We start from the raw sequence: 15,897 nt of genomic DNA on the forward strand, positions 1-15,897 counted from the left end.
TTACCAGCTGCTTTCAATTCATTGGCACGACCAGTAATATCTTGAGCCGCTTCTGGATAGCTATCCACTCCCCAAGCTTTTTGAATAGCATCTGTTCTTGTCCAGCTCTTATCCATAACGACTGTGTTAGATCCTGGCAGACGGTAACCGTTGGCTACCCCATCCGTTACCAGGAGGAAGACCGTCTTACGACCGTTTTCCATATTGCCTTTGACACGGTTGTACTGAGCAATTGTATCATCAATCGCAGGAACAGTTGGAGTCCCACCATCAACAGCGATATTATCGATGAAGCTATGAACTTTATTTTGATCGCTCGTTAAGCCACTATTGCCATAGGTATAGTTTTTACCAGTCGAATTCGCATCGGTATATACATTCGCAGGGCTACCACTAAAATCATTGTTTTCAAAGTAACGCACCTGATCCAAACCTTGGTAAGAAGCAACGAAGACCCGGTCAGTTGTCCGAGGATCATCAGTCTTAACGAGATAAGGGTTTGTCTCATCGTATTGTTCTGGACTAACATAAGTAGTCAACCGTTTAAGGGCACGTTTGACACTTGGAATCGTTGTTCGGAATGACCCACTGGCATCCTGCAGGATGACCAAGTCAATCGGCTTCCGCGGAACTGACCAGTCCGTTGCGTCTGTTTTTTCAATCTTCCGATAACACCCATTTTGTGTAATCGTTGTATGTTCATCGATCCGTCTCGTCTCGATATTGAGCGGATTATTTTCCTCAGCTTTGACACTACTGATAAAGGAACCTGTAATAGCCGATGGAATGGACATGAACAAAATTGTAAATAGAACTAGAATTTTTTTTATAAAATCTCTCATATCTCCATAAGTCCTTAATAGTCTAAAACTATTAATCTTTACCTCCTACCTCATTTTCATATATAGCAAATAGACTAATCTAACCTCTCTTACAGGATTATCTCTTCATATAAAAAATACTTAGCTAGAAAAACAGCCTATTATAGTTACAAAGCAAATCTTTACCTAGAATTTAATATTAAGTTAATAGTTTTAATTCACTGAAACTATTTCTATTAAATTATTTCCCATCAAACTATTATGTTAAAAGGCAATAATAAAAGACATGCAAAATAATTAAACAAACTTTTTAGCACCTCTATATTCAAAACAAAATCTTTTTCAATCTATACAGTACTTTCTTAACAAGAATTAGATTGAGAATTAAAATTTCGATTTATATCGACCAATATAATTCGTTTTAAATCGTTTTTTAATTTTTGTTAAAGGTGTCCTGTAAATCATCCCTCCTTTTATTAATTTAGAATCATATCCTACTGTCATTTTCTCATTTCATCTCCATAAGCATTTAAACAATTACAAACAAATTAAATACTTCATTTATATTACAGTATGTTACGATATCGGTTTATTATATCATATTTTTTTAAAGTAATCACCTATTTTTGCATATTTTATTAAGTTTTTTTTATAAGTAATATGAATAATAAAAATATTACTAAGCAATAATTAAAAACCCCGTTTTCACGAGGTTTAGTGTCTGATTATAATTGTTATCTGGGAACGGAATCGAATTAAGCTTCGATTTCTGTAACCATACCTGAACCAACGGTACGTCCACCTTCACGGATAGAGAAAGTAGTACCTTGTTCAACGGCGATTGGGTGGATCAACTCAACGTCGATTGTTACGTTATCACCAGGCATTACCATTTCAGTACCTGCTGGAAGTTCGATTGAACCTGTAACGTCAGTTGTACGGAAGTAGAACTGTGGACGGTAGTTGTTGAAGAATGGAGTGTGACGTCCGCCTTCTTCTTTAGTAAGGATATAAACTTCACCCTTGAATTTAGTGTGTGGGTTGATTGAACCTGGTTTAGCAATAACTTGTCCACGTTCGATTTCATCACGTTGGATACCACGAAGAAGTACACCTACGTTGTCCCCTGCAAGACCTTCGTCAAGCTGTTTACGGAACATTTCAACACCAGTAACAACTGCTTTTTGGATTTCTTCTTTGATACCAACGATTTCGATTTCGTCGTTGACCTTAACGATACCACGGTCGATACGTCCTGAAGCAACTGTACCACGACCAGTGATTGAGAATACGTCTTCGACTGGAAGAAGCAATGGCTTGTCAGTATCGCGTTCTGGTTCTGGGATGTACTCATCAACAGTGTCCATCAATTCCATGATGATGTCTTCATATTTAGAGTCACCTTCAAGAGCTTTAAGAGCTGAACCTTGGATAACTGGAAGATCGTCACCTGGGAAGTCGTATTCTGACAAGAGGTCACGGATTTCCATTTCAACCAATTCAAGCAATTCTTCATCGTCAACCAAGTCAACTTTGTTCATGAAGACGATCAAGTGCTTAACACCAACCTGACGTGAAAGCAAGATGTGCTCACGAGTTTGTGGCATTGGTCCGTCAGTTGAAGCTACTACAAGGATTGCTCCGTCCATTTGAGCGGCACCAGTGATCATGTTTTTAACGTAGTCCGCGTGTCCTGGAGCGTCGATGTGAGCGTAGTGACGCTTAGCAGTTTCATACTCAACGTGCGCAGTGTTGATAGTGATTCCGCGTTCGCGTTCTTCTGGAGCAGCATCGATAGACGCATAGTCTTTAGGTTGGTTAACTGCTGAAGGCAAGCGACGTGCCAATACAGTTGTGATAGCTGCTGTCAAAGTAGTTTTACCGTGGTCAACGTGTCCGATAGTACCAATGTTAACGTGTGGTTTACTACGATCGTATTTTTCTTTTGCCATTTGAGTAAAAGCCTCCAATAAAATATATTTTATAGATAGACAGTAGGCAATACAGTCTAACTTTCCTTACTATTTTATCAAATTTAAATGAAAATGCAAGTCTTTTAGCATTTTTTTGTGAATTATTCCTTGTCTAATTTATAGTAAGGTTGATACCAAGAAAAGCGGTTGAATTGTCACAAGTATATCGAATTAAAAAGCACTTTGGTTACAAAAATAGAAAAAACCGGAACAATTCCGATTTTCTCTTTGTATTAGCCAGAGTTTCGCAGACCAGTCGCTATACCGTTGATGGTTATGTGAATCAGCTTTTCTTGATCTGGTGTAAGCTGACCGTTGCGCTGACGCTTGATTAGCTCTAGCTGGATATAGTTCAAAACATTGAAATAAGGCATACGATAGTGCAAGCTATCTCTCAGATAGGTGTTTTCTGCCAGAAGCTCATCGTGCCCTTCAATCTCTAGAATGACATCCTTAGTCAGCTGCCACTCATCCAAGATAATATTGAAAATATCACGCACATTCTGATCTTCGCAAAGCTGCGCATACTCAAAAGCGATATTCATATTTGACTTAGACAGAACCATGTCTACATTTGATAAGAGTGACTTGAAGAACGGCCATCTCTTATACATAAATTGCAGAAAAGCTAAGTTATTTTCTGGGTCTTCATCAATGAATTCCTTGAAACTCGACCCAACACCATACCAGCCTGGGAACATAACTCGACTTTGAGACCATGAGAAGACCCATGGAATAGCTCTGAGACCACCGATTTCAGTGATGGTTTTACGGGCAGCTGGACGAGAACCGATATTAAAGCTAGAGATAGCCTTGATCGGGCTGGATTCAAAGAAATAATCGTAAAAACGCTCGTCGCCAAAGACCAAATCACGGTAAATCTGATAACTGCGATTGACTACTTGGTCCATGATTCGCTCATATTTATCAGAAGTATGGCTATCGCTCTTCTTATGAGTTACCATGCGGTTAATGGCGGCAGATACCAGCATTTCCAAGTTATAGTAGGCTGCGTCTTTGTTTCCATATTTATTTCCAATAACTTCCCCTTGCTCAGTCAGACGAATCCGGTCATTGATACTGCGGAGTGGCTGAGAAGTAATAGCTTCATAGGTTGGGCCGCCACCACGTCCCACCGTACCTCCCCGGCCATGGAAGAAGGTGATTTTCACGCCAAACTTATCACCGATGGCTGTCAGCTGCTGCTGAGCCTTGTAGAGAGTCCAGCAAGAAGATAGGTAACCACCGTCCTTATTACTGTCTGAATAGCCCAGCATAATTTCCTGGTAATTATCCTTAGAGGCAATCCACTTCTGTGCAATCGGTAGAGACAGGTATTTCTCCATGGTATCGCAGGAATTGTCCAAATCCTCAATGGTTTCAAAGAGCGGAACAATCTGGACACGAGCCCCATTTTCGTCAATCAGCCCCACTTCCTTGAGCATAATAGCCAACTCAAGTAAATCTGATACACTGGTCGAGTGAGAGATAATATTCTGCTTAATGACTTCCTCACCGATAGCATCTTTTAGCTGACGGGCTGTTTTGAAGATTTCCAGTTCCTTTTGCAGAAGTTCGGACTTAGGCTCGTGAGTAGCTGACAGGATACGAGGATCTTCTAGCAGCTGTTTGAGGAGAACTTGGCATTTTTCTTCTTCCGACAGACTACTATAATCTTGAACAATATTAGCTGAAGCCAAGAGCTCAGCCACACAGGCTTCATGAACACTGGAATCCTGCCGCATATCAATGCTGGCCAAGAAGAAACCAAAAACATCAACTGCTTGGAGAAGTTCAGTCAAGTCGCCACTTACCAAGGCTTCGCCATGATGTTCGATAAGAGAATCATAAATGACCTGCAAGTCTTCCTTGAATTCCTGAGCTGTTTTGTAAGAAGGTGTCTCTTCTTTCTTCAGCTCGGTCAGGGTCTCGCTGATACGAGACCGGATATAATTAGGGATGATTTCTCTTCCTTTATTGCTGACAGAAAGATTGGCCTTCGCAGACAATTTTTCCTCAGCTCGGTCAGTCAATCGCTGATCGTCACTTGAAAAGTTGCCTTCTTTAAGGTAAAGCAAGGTTTGAATCAGCTTGGACTGGATATAGTGGAAAGCTCGGCGGTAAGGCTCATTTTCCCGATAAACAGACTTGTCTGTAGACAGAGCTGCCATTTCTGCTACTGCCTGACTGGTTTCTGAGAGGTTGGTCGATAGCGAGAAGGTGCGATAGAGTGTATAAACCTTGTCAATGTAATAGTTGAGAATGACTTCACTCTGGAGGGTAGCTGATAGTTTGAGGGTTTCTGCGGTTACAAAAGGATTGCCATCTCGGTCTCCACCAATCCACATTCCCATGGTAATAGGCTTAGGATTATCCAGCTTGATCCCCCGCTCTTCCGCCAAGCGTCTGTATTCGACCATAAAGTTAGTGATCGCTTGTAGGAAAGAGCTGTTGTAGTACTCCATGACATTGGTAATCTCATTGGTCACTTTCAGCTTTTTCTCACGGATCATATCCGTCTGCATCATGAGCTCAATATAGCGACGGAGATTTCCTAGCCACTTCTTCTCATTGACCAGACCCGCTTTAACATCACGATGCTGGCGCAGCAAACTATGGATATGATTGGTTAAGTCCAGAATAGTCTTGCGCTGAACTTGCGTCGGGTGAGCAGTCAGTACTGGCACAACATTCAGATTTTCCAAGATTTCCTGAGCATTTTCCCGCGTTGAAATCAGGTCAATGGTTGTTGATAGCTTTCCAAGATAATCCTGATCGATATTGTTCTGATGGTTGATTTCATAAGCTAAATCCACGTCTTCTGAGATATTAATCAAAAGCGGCAAAATAGAGAAATAACGGGAAATATAAACCATTTCATCTGTCGTTAGCTCTTCTACAATTGCTTTTAACTCATGATATTTGGAGTTAACCGCCAACTCCTCCATGAGGGAGATTTTTTCAAAAGTCTCAGGGCTGAGAAGATTTCGAGTAATGTCGGCAAGCAAGTCTGTCAAAATGGCGACTTCTTCTCGAATCACTTCTTTATTGCTGTAGCTTTCTAATTTGTTAAATGACATAATCTGCACCTTTCATTTTTGCAACAACTGTTCACACGAACTGCGTTTGAGCTTCCTCAGACTGGTCTTGCGCCTCCGCTTCCATCTGTTCATAGAGGGCATCACGGCGCTCGTTGGCATCAATATTAAGTACCAAGGCGATGGCTACTGACAAGACCAGAAGACTGTTCCCTCCTTGCGATAGGAAAGGGAAAGTTACTCCTGTAGACGGAATGAGACCTGAGATTCCACCGATATTGATAAAGGTCTGCATGAGTATCATACCGCCGATTCCCAAAGCCATCATGGAGTTAAATGGATTCTTAGCCCGAATCCCGACCAAGATAATTCTCAAAATTAGGAAAAAGAGCAAGGCCAGAATCAGACTGGCACCAAAGAAACCAAACTCCTCTATCACGATAGAAAATACAAAGTCCGTATGAGCTTCCGGCAGATAACCGCGCTTCTCAATAGAGTTACCCAAGCCTAGACCAAACCAGCCGCCATTACTCATAGCATAATAGGAATTAGCCAATTGGTGGCCTGAGCCAGACAAATCCTTGAAGGGATTGAAGAAAGCGCTGAAACGCTTGGCCACATACCCAAAGACTGGAATCTTGGCCACGCGCTCAACCCCAATCAACCAAATGCTCGCCAGAACCAATCCCGAAACACTGACAATGGCTCCAAGCATCGTAGAAAACCACCGGTAGCCAATCCCGCTGACAGCTATCATTATCACGACGGTCAAAAATAGAATAGTCGCATTTCCAAGGTCTGGCATAATCGCTACAATCCCAATCAGAATAGCCACCATGGTCCGCCAGTCGTTAAAGGCTTTGGGAAACCAATGGTTGTGAGTCAGGGCTTGGTAGTCATAGACCTTTATCTCCCCCTGCCTCTTTGTAAAGCGAAAAGCTAGATACCAGACCAGAATAATCTTCAAATACTCCGCAGGCTGAATACTGAAAGCTCCAAGCTTGAGCCAACCATGGGCACCGTTAATAGTACCAGTTATAAAACGAGATAAGAGTAAGAGGATAATCTCAGCAAAGATAACTATAGTCAGGATGCCTCCTTTTTTCAGGAAACCCAAGCGGATTCTATATAGGAGCGCAATTATAAAGAGACTTATTATCCAAAAAATCCCCTGATTCAAGACCATTCCAAAACCATTTCCTCCGGCCTGAATCGAGGTGGGACTCGTTGTTGAATAGACCACAATCAATCCCAAAACAGATAAAATCAAATAGGGAATCAAGATGGAATAATTCAACAAGTGCTTCTTGTCAATTTTCATATTTCACCATTAAACTTCTAAAAATTCAATTCTCATTATACCACCTTTTGGATTGAAAAAAAAGCATTAGTGCAGAGACTGGAATAATAAGGACTTGCTTTCTCTCTTTTACATAAAATTGTGATAAGATATGAAGCAAGCAAAGGAGGAGAACATGACAGACATTTATGATATCGAAATCCAAAAACAAGACGGAAGTCTGCAAAAAATGAGTGATTATAAAGGAAAGATTCTGCTGATTGTCAATACAGCGACCGGTTGCGGCTTCACTCCTCAGTATCAAGAACTGCAGGGACTCTATGAGCGCTACCAGAAAGACGGATTTGAAATCCTGGATTTCCCCTGTAATCAGTTTGGCCAGCAGGCTCCTGGAGACGCTGCAGAAATCAACAGCTTTTGCAACCTTAACTACGGAACGACCTTTCCTCGATTTGCTAAGATTGATGTCAACGGTCCTCATACTGCTCCACTCTTTGACTGGCTCAAAAAAGAAAAGGGTGGTCTTCTGGGCGAGAAGATCAAGTGGAATTTCACAAAGTTTCTGGTCAGCCGAGATGGAACAGTCATCAAACGTTTCTCTCCACAAACCTCTCCTCAAAAGATAGAAGAACTGATTCAAAAGCTATAATCTGTCGCAAGACCAAAACTATTTAGGCATCGAAACCCTATCTTCCATAGCTTAGCTAAACTCTTTAAAAATATCTTGATTTTGCTTTATAATATTTCAATTATGTTACGTTTTATTCATTTTTCGACGAATACAGGGGATATTTTTTGCTTTTTTATTTATTTTAAGTTAAAATAAACCAGTATGAGAAAGAGGATTAAACCGCTTGCAATCCTAATTTTCTTTGCTTCTTTTATCACTTTAATTTTGATAAGCAAGCAAATTACTGACTCTCAGGAAAAGCAAGCACAGGCAAAAATTTCACAAACTAAACAAACTCCAAGTTCCTCAAAAAAAGAGGAAACATCTGACGATTCGTCCTTAGATGAAGAGTTTATTTCCAGACCAATCATTGACATTTCTGGCTGGCAGCTGCCAAGTGAGATTAATTACGACTTACTCGCACAGAATGTTTCAGGAGTAATTGTCCGTGTTCATAGTGGAGCACAGGCAAAAAAAGAAAACGCAGCAACCCACCTGAATGGTCTGGACAAGTCTTATGAAAGACATATCAAAGAATTTCAAAAGCGCAACATCCCTGTTGCTGTCTATGCCTATGTGGCCGCCAATAGCAAAAAGGAAATGGAAAAAGAAGCTGAAAGTTTCTACAAGGCTTCTGCCAAGTACCATCCAACCTATTATTGGCTAGACGTCGAAGAAAAGACCATGTCTGACATGAATGCGGGAGTTGAAGCTTTCCGAGCCAAGCTAGAGTCACTTGGTGTTAAAAATATTGGTATCTATATTGGTACATACTTTATGGAGGAGCATAGCATCTCTACCGACAAGTTCACAGCAATTTGGATTCCGACTTATGGTAATGACGACGGCTACTACAATGCCGCACCGAATACAGAGCAAGATTACGACTTGCATCAGTACACATCACAAGGTCAGCTGACTGGTTTCTCCCATTATCTTGATTTGAACCAGTTGTCAACCTTGAAAGACCAGACAGCTACCTATCAAAAGCTATTTACGGTTCCTAAAGAAAGTCAATAGCTCAGAGCGACAGCTCAAGTCTCAAAGACTGCTGTCGTTTTTTATTGTCACAAAATAGGAAATTTCCAGCCATTCCCTCTTAATAAAGCCTATATTTTATGATATAATGATTTGATAAATGAAATTAGAAAAGGAAAATACAATGATTTCTTGGTTGAATAGAATTTTCAAAGGAATGGTCATTGCACTTGGCTTTATTTTGCCGGGAGTTTCAGGCGGAGTTTTAGCAGCTATCTTAGGTATTTATGAACGCTTGATTCATTTTTTAGCACATTTAAAAGAAAACTTCGTCGAAAATGTTCTCTATTTCATACCAGTTGGAATCGGAATGATTTTAGGAATTGCCGCTTTCTCCTATCCTGTCAATCTGCTGCTGGATAACTACAAAGTGATTGTCCTTTGGGGATTTGCTGGAGCTATCATCGGGACTGTTCCCAGTATTATTAAAGAGTCTGTCGCTAAAAGTGAGCGCGATCGGACTGATATTCTCGTTTTCTGGGTCAGCCTCATTCTTTCAGGAATCTTTCTTTATTCCTTAAATGGCATGGTCGGCACCTTGCCAGCTAACTTTCTCTCTTTCATCTTAGCTGGAGCCTTGATTGCACTGGGCATTTTAATTCCCGGACTCAGTCCGTCCAATCTTCTCTTAATTTTAGGACTCTATGCACCTATGCTGAATGGCTTTCGTAAACTGGATCTCTTGGGCACCTTCCTTCCTATCGGAATCGGAGGCGCCTTAGCACTGATTCTCTTCTCTAAACTCATGGATCATATTTTGAAAAACTACTACTCTCGTGTCTATCACTTTATCATTGGCATCGTCCTATCCAGTACACTTCTCATTGTAGTGCCTCAAGCAGGAAACAGTGAAAGCATCAGCTATCATGGAGTTTCTATATTGACACTTGTTCTTGCAGCCTTTTTCTTCGGTCTAGGAACCTGGTTGGGTCTCTGGATGTCACAATTAGAAGAGAGATATACTAATGGCTAAAAAAACAAAAATCAAAAAAACACTGGTCGAGCAAATTTTAAGCAAGGCTAAGATTGAACATCGAGGCCTGCAGCTAAATGCCTTAGCAGAACAGCCAGCCGATGACTTGGATCGTTCGCAGATTTATAAAACCTTGGCCTTGACAGGAGACAAGACTGGCACAATAATCGGTATCTTGCCAATCACAGAACATCTGTCCGAAAAGAAAATGGCCAAGATTTCCGGTAATAAAAAAGTCAGTATGATTCCTCAGAAAGACTTGGAAAAGACAACGGGCTATGTCCACGGAGCCAACAATCCTGTCGGTATCCGTCAAAAGCACAACTTTCCAATCTATATCGACCAGTCAGCTCTAGAGCGAGATAGCATTATCGTTTCTGCCGGTGAAGTCGGCCGCAGTATCGAAATCAAGGCTCAAGATTTGGCAGATTTTGTTCAAGCTAACTTTGCAGACCTCAAGGAAAGTTCTAGCTCATAATTCTTCAATATTGCACCTAATATTCTCAATAAACCCTAATAAGAAAGAAACAATCAACCACTATGAAATTATACTTTGTCCGACACGGAAGAACGGAATGGAATCAGGAAGGCCGCTTTCAGGGAGCCAGCGGTGATTCGCCACTGCTGCCAACCGCCGTTGAAGAACTGCAAACCTTAGGAAAACATCTGGCTCAGACACAATTTGACAAGATTTACAGCAGCGATCTCCCACGCGCCATTCGCTCTGCTGAGATTATCCAAGAAGAAAGCCAGTTTCCGACTGAAATCGTATCAGTACCTGAACTGCGAGAATGGCAGTTGGGAAAACTGGAAGGCGCAAAAATCTCTACCATAGAAGCCATCTATCCGCACCAGATGACTGCCTTCCGCCACAACCTTTCGCAATTTAATCATACGTTTTTTGACGCTGAGTCGGTTTACCATACGACTCACCGGACCATTTCCTTTATCAAGACCTTAAAGGACAAGGACTATGAGCAAGTGCTCATTGTCGGGCACGGAGCTAACTTAACCGCCAGCATTAGAACCATGCTGGGCTATGACACACCTCTCCTGCGCAAGAATGGCGGTCTGACCAATGCCAGTATCACCATTCTTGAAACAGAAGACTTTGAGAATTTTGAGCTGATCACTTGGAATAATACGGATTACTTACTTGAAAAGGCAGAAAATTAAGGCTGGATTTCTAGCTTTTTTTCTTACTTTATAGCCAAATATAGATGAATTTCCCTATCTTTTGTGATAAAATAGGTAGGAAAACTTTTGGAGGAAAAACATGACTACTGAACATATCGAGGAATTAAACGACCAGCAGATTATCCGCCGTGAAAAAATGGCTGCGCTGGCTGAGCAGGGAATTGACCCTTTTGGCAAACGCTTTGAGCGGACTGCTAACTCTGCTCAACTAAAAGAAAAATACAACGATAAAGATAAAGAAGAATTAAACGAACTCAATGAAACAGCTATTATCGCTGGCCGTCTCATGACCAAGCGTGGCAAAGGAAAAGTTGGCTTTGCCCACATCCAAGACCGTGAAGGCCAAATCCAGATTTATGTGCGTAAAGATGCGGTTGGTGAAGAAAATTATGAAATCTTCAAAAAGGCTGACTTAGGAGATTTCCTCGGTATCGAAGGTGAGATTATGCGGACAGATATGGGTGAGCTTTCTATCAAGGCGACCCACCTTACTCATTTGTCTAAGGCTCTGCGTCCCTTGCCTGAAAAATTCCACGGCCTGACAGATGTCGAAACCATCTACCGCAAGCGTTATTTAGACTTGATTTCCAACCGCGAAAGCTTTGAACGCTTTGTAACTCGTTCAAAAATCATCTCTGAAATCCGCCGTTACTTGGATGGCCAAGGCTTCCTTGAAGTTGAAACTCCTGTTCTTCACAATGAAGCAGGTGGTGCTGCTGCTCGTCCATTTATCACCCACCACAATGCCCAAAACATTGATATGGTGCTACGGATTGCAACCGAGCTTCACCTTAAACGTCTTATCGTTGGTGGTATGGAGCGAGTGTATGAGATTGGCCGTATCTTCCGTAACGAAGGAATGGACGCAACTCACAATCCAGAGTTCACTTCCATCGAGGTTTACCAAGCCTATGCAGATTTCCAAGATATCATGGACTTGACTGAAGGTATTATCCAACATGCTGCTGTCTCTGTAAATGGAGATGGACCAGTCAACTACCAAGGAACTGAAATCAAGATTAATGAACCATTTAAACGCGTTCACATGGTTGACGCCATCAAGGAAATTACTGGTGTTGATTTCTGGCAAGATATGAGCTTTGAAGAAGCTGCTGCCTTGGCTAAAGAAAAGAAAGTTCCGCTTGAAAAACACTTCACTGAAGTCGGCCATGTTATCAACGCTTTCTTTGAAGAATTTGTGGAAGAAACCTTGATTCAGCCAACCTTTGTCTACGGTCACCCTGTAGCAGTATCACCTCTGGCTAAGAAAAATCCAGAAGATCCACGCTTCACGGACCGTTTCGAGCTCTTCATCATGACCAAAGAGTATGCCAACGCCTTCACAGAGTTGAACGATCCAATCGATCAATTATCTCGTTTTGAAGCACAGGCAAAAGCCAAAGAACTGGGCGATGACGAAGCAACTGGCATTGACTATGACTTTGTCGAAGCTCTGGAATACGGTATGCCACCAACTGGAGGCCTAGGAATCGGTATCGATCGTCTGGTTATGTTACTAACAGACGTGACTACCATTCGCGATGTCCTGCTCTTCCCAACGATGAAATAATCTGTATTTTATACGATCTTAAGAAAACAGATCCTGCTGGAATTCCAGCAGGATTTTTTACATCATAAAAAAGTCTGGTTCCCCAGACTTTTGACTATATTATTCATATCTCAGTGCTTCGATTGGATCCAGTTTAGAGGCCTTGTTGGCCGGCAGGATACCGAAGAGAACACCGATGGTTGCTGAGAAGAGAAGGCTGACGATGCTGACTGGTAGAGATACCGTTACTGGTGTTCCTTCCAGCATTTGACTCATGGCCGAGCCTAGTACAGACGCAAGTCCTGCAGCTAGAAGCAGTCCAATCAAACCACCAATCAGTGTCAAAATCATAGACTCAATCAGAAATTGCATCAGTATATTGCCACGCGTTGCTCCCAGAGCCTTCCGCAGACCGATTTCCCGAGTCCGCTCAGTGACCGATACCAGCATGATATTCATAACGCCGATACCTCCAACAAAGAGAGAGATTCCGGCGATGGCTCCGATAACACCCGTCATTGCACCATAAATATTTTGCACTTCCTGATAGAGGGCACTATCATCTGTCACTTGATATTCTCCCTGTTGGAGACCAGCAATTTCTGTTAATTTCTTGGCAACCTTAGGACCAAGTTCTGGAACCAAGCTGGTATCATTCACTCGAAGAACAATCTCTGAAATCTCATCTACTCCAAAGTTGGCAGCTATGAGAGTATTGGTCGTAATGGCATTGCCACCATAGACCTGCATGGAACCAGATGCAGCAGCAGTTTCAGGATCTCTATAAACCCCAATCACCCGATAGTTACTGGCACCCACTGTCACAATTTTATTGATTGCCTCTTCAGCGGAAGAAAAGAGGGTCGCAGCCAGATCTTCGTCCAGCAGCACAACACTAGCAAAGCCCTGATAGTCTTGCTGCCTCAAAGCACGACCAGCAATGATTATGTATTTTTTCACTTGAATATAGGTCATGTTTGCGCCGACAAAGTTGACGCGCTCAGCCTGCTTATTTTCATAGCTAAAGGTTTCCATAGCAGAGTTGGTCACATAATAACCATCCACTCCCTTGATATGGGTCAATTCCTTAACCCATGCTTCCTGGACCTTGGGTGGTTCCACCACTTCTTCACTTTCATCTTCCACATTTACAGAATAGAGATCAGCCGTCTGTGTGTAGGAGCCGTCCTTGCTCTTTTTAGGAGAAAAGACAAGGCGCATGTTTTTCTGACTTTTAGTAAAACTCTCATTGACCCGCCGGGTAATAGAATCTCCTAAGGCCATGATAACCACAACCGAAGCCACTCCGATAATAATCCCAATCATGGTCAGGAAAGACCGCATCTTATGTCCAAGAATGGAGCTAATGGCAAATTTCCAGTTTTGCATTAGACTAGTCCTCCTTCCTTAGTGCTATCAGATGAGATGACACCGTCACGAATGACAATCTGTCGTTTAGCATAGGCCGCAATCTCAGGCTCGTGAGTTACCATGATAATGGTTTTCCCTTCTCGATTGAGCTCAGTTAAGAGCTCCATAATCTGCTCACCAGTCTTGGTATCCAAGGCCCCCGTCGGTTCGTCAGCCAGAATCAGAGAGGGATTATTGACCAAAGCACGCGCAATGGCTACCCGCTGCTTCTGTCCTCCGGAAAGCTCTGAAGGCAGATGATGCATCCGCGTGTCCAACTCCACCTTGGTCAAAAACTGCTCGGCCAAGGACTTACGTTTAGATAGACCGACTCCTGCATAGATTAAGGGCAGTTCCACATTTTGCAAGGCATTGAGCTTAGACAAGAGAAAGAACTGCTGAAAGACAAAGCCGATTTGCTTATTTCGAACCTTGGCCAGCTTCTTATCACCTAGCTTAGCTACTTCTTCGCTTCCCAGATGGTATTCACCAGTGGTCGGACGATCCAGCATACCAATGATATTCATCAGTGTAGACTTACCAGATCCAGACGGTCCCATGATGGCAACAAACTCGCCCTCTTCAACCTCCAGACTGATGTCTTTTAATACCTGCAGTTTCTGGTCTCCATTGCGATAGCTCTTATTAATATTTTTTAACTCAATTAGCTTCTTCATAAGATTTCACCTCTTGACCGTCTTTCAAGCTATCTGTCGGATTGATGATAACTTTACTATCCTTTGTCAAACCAGATGAGATTTCTTGATTTTCAGCATCAGCATTTCCGAGCGTTACTTCTGTCTTCTTGGCAACTCCTTTTTCCAGGACCCAAACATAGTTCTTGTCTCCGTCCATTACCACACTGCTCACTGGCACAATGAGTCCCTGAGTATTGTTTTTAACTTCGATATTGACAGAGAAGCCTTGCTTGAGCTCACCAATCTCACTTGTAATGTCAATTGTAAATGGATATTTAGAACCTGAAGCTGTTCCGCTGCCACCTGTTCCAGATGGCTGAGCTGCTGCTTGCTGGCCGTCTTTCGGATAGTTGGAAATGTAGCTGATTTTACCAGTCCATTTCTTGTCTGGGTAAACCTTTGATGTAATGGTCACTTCTTGGCCGACAGACAAGTTAGCCAAATTGTATTCGGATAATTCACCCTTAATCTGCAGATTCCCATTGCTGACGATGTGAACCAATGTTTGAGTGGCACCAGTTGTTGATTTTGAAACATCACGGTTGACTTCCACGACCGTACCATCTGCAGTGCTGGTCACTGTTAAGGCATTGAGAGTAGCTTGTGCTTTGTTCATATTATCCACTGCATCAGCTCGAGCATCGCGCAGGTCAGCTGCCTGAGACTCCACAGAACGCTGAGCCTGAGCTTCAGACGCCCCATCAGCTTCTTCGTCGCCGGTAGTATTTACAGTCACACCATTGGTTTGCAAGTCATGCAATTGACGATCGGCTTTGCTAACCGCCCGAGCAGCCGCATCATAAGCAGCCTGAGCCTCTGCACTTTTATAAGTGACCAACGCTTGACCGGCAGTCACTTGGTCACCAACATTGACCAGTACATTTTCCAAGTCACCTTTGGTGCTGTCATAGTAGATGTACTGCTCGTTGCTGGCTGTAACATTGCCTGTCAGTAAGACTGAAGAAGCCACTGAGCCTTCCTTGGCTTTCTGAACCAGCGGAGTCGTATCGACCGGTGCCTCAGAAGGATTCCCTCCATTTAAAAACATGAAGAGAATTGCTCCTGCAACAACTGCAATCGTAGCTCCAATAATGCTAAATAATTGCCATTTCTTTAACTTTTTCATCTCTTTTCCTCCTCTTGATGAAAACGATTTTCTTTTGTTATATTATATCACAAGGCTATCATAATTCTTCTAAAAAAATTTACAGTTTTTCACAAATGGTTGCT

At 42.3% G+C, this 15,897-nt stretch carries 13 protein-coding genes; 6 read left to right on the forward strand and 7 right to left on the reverse strand.

Going from position 1 to position 15,897, the window contains the following annotated elements:
• The 4 genes from HMPREF9380_RS03355 to ftsW form a co-directional block, all read right to left on the reverse strand.
• Positions 1–842, reverse strand: an 842-nt coding sequence (locus HMPREF9380_RS03355) for a vWA domain-containing protein (protein ID WP_002934183.1), incomplete at its 3' end; no start/stop codon positions are given.
• A 734-nt stretch (positions 843–1,576) separates the two neighbouring features.
• On the reverse strand, positions 1,577–2,773 hold the full coding sequence (gene tuf, locus HMPREF9380_RS03350) for an elongation factor Tu (protein ID WP_002895003.1): 1,197 nt from the start codon (positions 2,771–2,773) through the stop codon (positions 1,577–1,579).
• Positions 2,774–3,027: 254 nt separating this feature from the next.
• Positions 3,028–5,874, reverse strand: coding sequence for a phosphoenolpyruvate carboxylase (gene ppc, locus HMPREF9380_RS03345; protein WP_004192792.1), 2,847 nt, complete (start codon positions 5,872–5,874; stop codon positions 3,028–3,030).
• Between the two features lie 31 nt (positions 5,875–5,905).
• Positions 5,906–7,153: a cell division peptidoglycan polymerase FtsW gene (gene ftsW / locus HMPREF9380_RS03340; protein WP_004192793.1), complete on the reverse strand. Its 1,248-nt coding sequence runs from the start codon at positions 7,151–7,153 to the stop codon at positions 5,906–5,908.
• A gap of 154 nt (positions 7,154–7,307) precedes the next feature.
• Here ftsW and HMPREF9380_RS03335 point away from each other — a divergent pair, with 154 nt between their 5' ends.
• The 6 genes from HMPREF9380_RS03335 (at position 7,308) to lysS (ending at position 12,580) form a co-directional block, all read left to right on the forward strand.
• The gene (locus tag HMPREF9380_RS03335; RefSeq protein ID WP_032907622.1) at positions 7,308–7,781 is read left to right on the forward strand and encodes a glutathione peroxidase; all 474 of its coding nucleotides are present in this window, start codon (positions 7,308–7,310) and stop codon (positions 7,779–7,781) included.
• A gap of 183 nt (positions 7,782–7,964) precedes the next feature.
• Entirely contained in the window at positions 7,965–8,822 is an 858-nt protein-coding gene (locus HMPREF9380_RS03330; RefSeq protein WP_004192795.1) for a glycoside hydrolase family 25 protein, read from the forward strand.
• A gap of 142 nt (positions 8,823–8,964) precedes the next feature.
• Positions 8,965–9,813, forward strand: a complete 849-nt coding sequence (locus tag HMPREF9380_RS03325; RefSeq protein ID WP_032907625.1) for a DUF368 domain-containing protein — start codon at positions 8,965–8,967, stop codon at positions 9,811–9,813.
• Positions 9,806–10,291, forward strand: a complete 486-nt coding sequence (locus HMPREF9380_RS03320) for an aminoacyl-tRNA deacylase (protein ID WP_004192800.1) — start codon at positions 9,806–9,808, stop codon at positions 10,289–10,291. The genes HMPREF9380_RS03325 and HMPREF9380_RS03320 overlap by 8 nt, the downstream gene beginning before the upstream one ends.
• 62 nt (positions 10,292–10,353) lie before the next feature.
• A complete protein-coding gene (locus HMPREF9380_RS03315) occupies positions 10,354–10,989 on the forward strand; it encodes a histidine phosphatase family protein (protein ID WP_004192802.1) in 636 nt (211 codons plus the stop codon).
• A 100-nt stretch (positions 10,990–11,089) separates the two neighbouring features.
• Positions 11,090–12,580 carry a lysine--tRNA ligase gene (gene lysS, locus HMPREF9380_RS03310; protein ID WP_002914784.1) on the forward strand — a complete coding sequence of 497 codons (1,491 nt, stop codon included), beginning with the start codon at positions 11,090–11,092 and terminating at the stop codon, positions 12,578–12,580.
• A 99-nt stretch (positions 12,581–12,679) separates the two neighbouring features.
• On the opposite strand, the gene HMPREF9380_RS03305 is transcribed toward lysS, so the two are convergent.
• From HMPREF9380_RS03305 to HMPREF9380_RS03295, 3 genes are read right to left on the reverse strand one after another with little or no spacing between them, the layout of a single operon-like run.
• Entirely contained in the window at positions 12,680–13,948 is a 1,269-nt protein-coding gene (locus HMPREF9380_RS03305) for an ABC transporter permease (RefSeq protein WP_004192803.1), read from the reverse strand.
• Positions 13,948–14,646, reverse strand: a complete 699-nt coding sequence (locus HMPREF9380_RS03300) for an ABC transporter ATP-binding protein (protein ID WP_004192805.1) — start codon at positions 14,644–14,646, stop codon at positions 13,948–13,950. The genes HMPREF9380_RS03305 and HMPREF9380_RS03300 overlap by 1 nt, the downstream gene beginning before the upstream one ends.
• Complete coding sequence (locus HMPREF9380_RS03295) at positions 14,630–15,793, reverse strand: efflux RND transporter periplasmic adaptor subunit (RefSeq protein ID WP_002920756.1); 1,164 nt, start codon at positions 15,791–15,793, stop codon at positions 14,630–14,632. Before HMPREF9380_RS03295 ends, HMPREF9380_RS03300 begins: the two co-directional genes overlap by 17 nt.
• Between the last annotated feature and the right edge of the window lie 104 nt (positions 15,794–15,897).

It is taken from the genome of Streptococcus sanguinis SK49, assembly GCF_000212815.1.
GTDB lineage: Bacteria > Bacillota > Bacilli > Lactobacillales > Streptococcaceae > Streptococcus > Streptococcus sanguinis_C.

Excerpts from the sequence above, each read along its gene's own strand:
- tuf (WP_002895003.1), bottom strand. The coding sequence starts at position 2,773 with ATGGCAAAAGAAAAATACGATCGTAGTAAACCACACGTTAACATTGGT.
- ppc (WP_004192792.1), bottom strand. The coding sequence starts at position 5,874 with ATGTCATTTAACAAATTAGAAAGCTACAGCAATAAAGAAGTGATTCGA.
- ftsW (WP_004192793.1), bottom strand. The coding sequence starts at position 7,153 with ATGAAAATTGACAAGAAGCACTTGTTGAATTATTCCATCTTGATTCCC.
- HMPREF9380_RS03335 (WP_032907622.1), top strand. The coding sequence starts at position 7,308 with ATGACAGACATTTATGATATCGAAATCCAAAAACAAGACGGAAGTCTG.
- HMPREF9380_RS03330 (WP_004192795.1), top strand. The coding sequence starts at position 7,965 with ATGAGAAAGAGGATTAAACCGCTTGCAATCCTAATTTTCTTTGCTTCT.
- HMPREF9380_RS03325 (WP_032907625.1), top strand. The coding sequence starts at position 8,965 with ATGATTTCTTGGTTGAATAGAATTTTCAAAGGAATGGTCATTGCACTT.
- HMPREF9380_RS03320 (WP_004192800.1), top strand. The coding sequence starts at position 9,806 with ATGGCTAAAAAAACAAAAATCAAAAAAACACTGGTCGAGCAAATTTTA.
- HMPREF9380_RS03315 (WP_004192802.1), top strand. The coding sequence starts at position 10,354 with ATGAAATTATACTTTGTCCGACACGGAAGAACGGAATGGAATCAGGAA.
- lysS (WP_002914784.1), top strand. The coding sequence starts at position 11,090 with ATGACTACTGAACATATCGAGGAATTAAACGACCAGCAGATTATCCGC.
- HMPREF9380_RS03305 (WP_004192803.1), bottom strand. The coding sequence starts at position 13,948 with ATGCAAAACTGGAAATTTGCCATTAGCTCCATTCTTGGACATAAGATG.
- HMPREF9380_RS03300 (WP_004192805.1), bottom strand. The coding sequence starts at position 14,646 with ATGAAGAAGCTAATTGAGTTAAAAAATATTAATAAGAGCTATCGCAAT.
- HMPREF9380_RS03295 (WP_002920756.1), bottom strand. The coding sequence starts at position 15,793 with ATGAAAAAGTTAAAGAAATGGCAATTATTTAGCATTATTGGAGCTACG.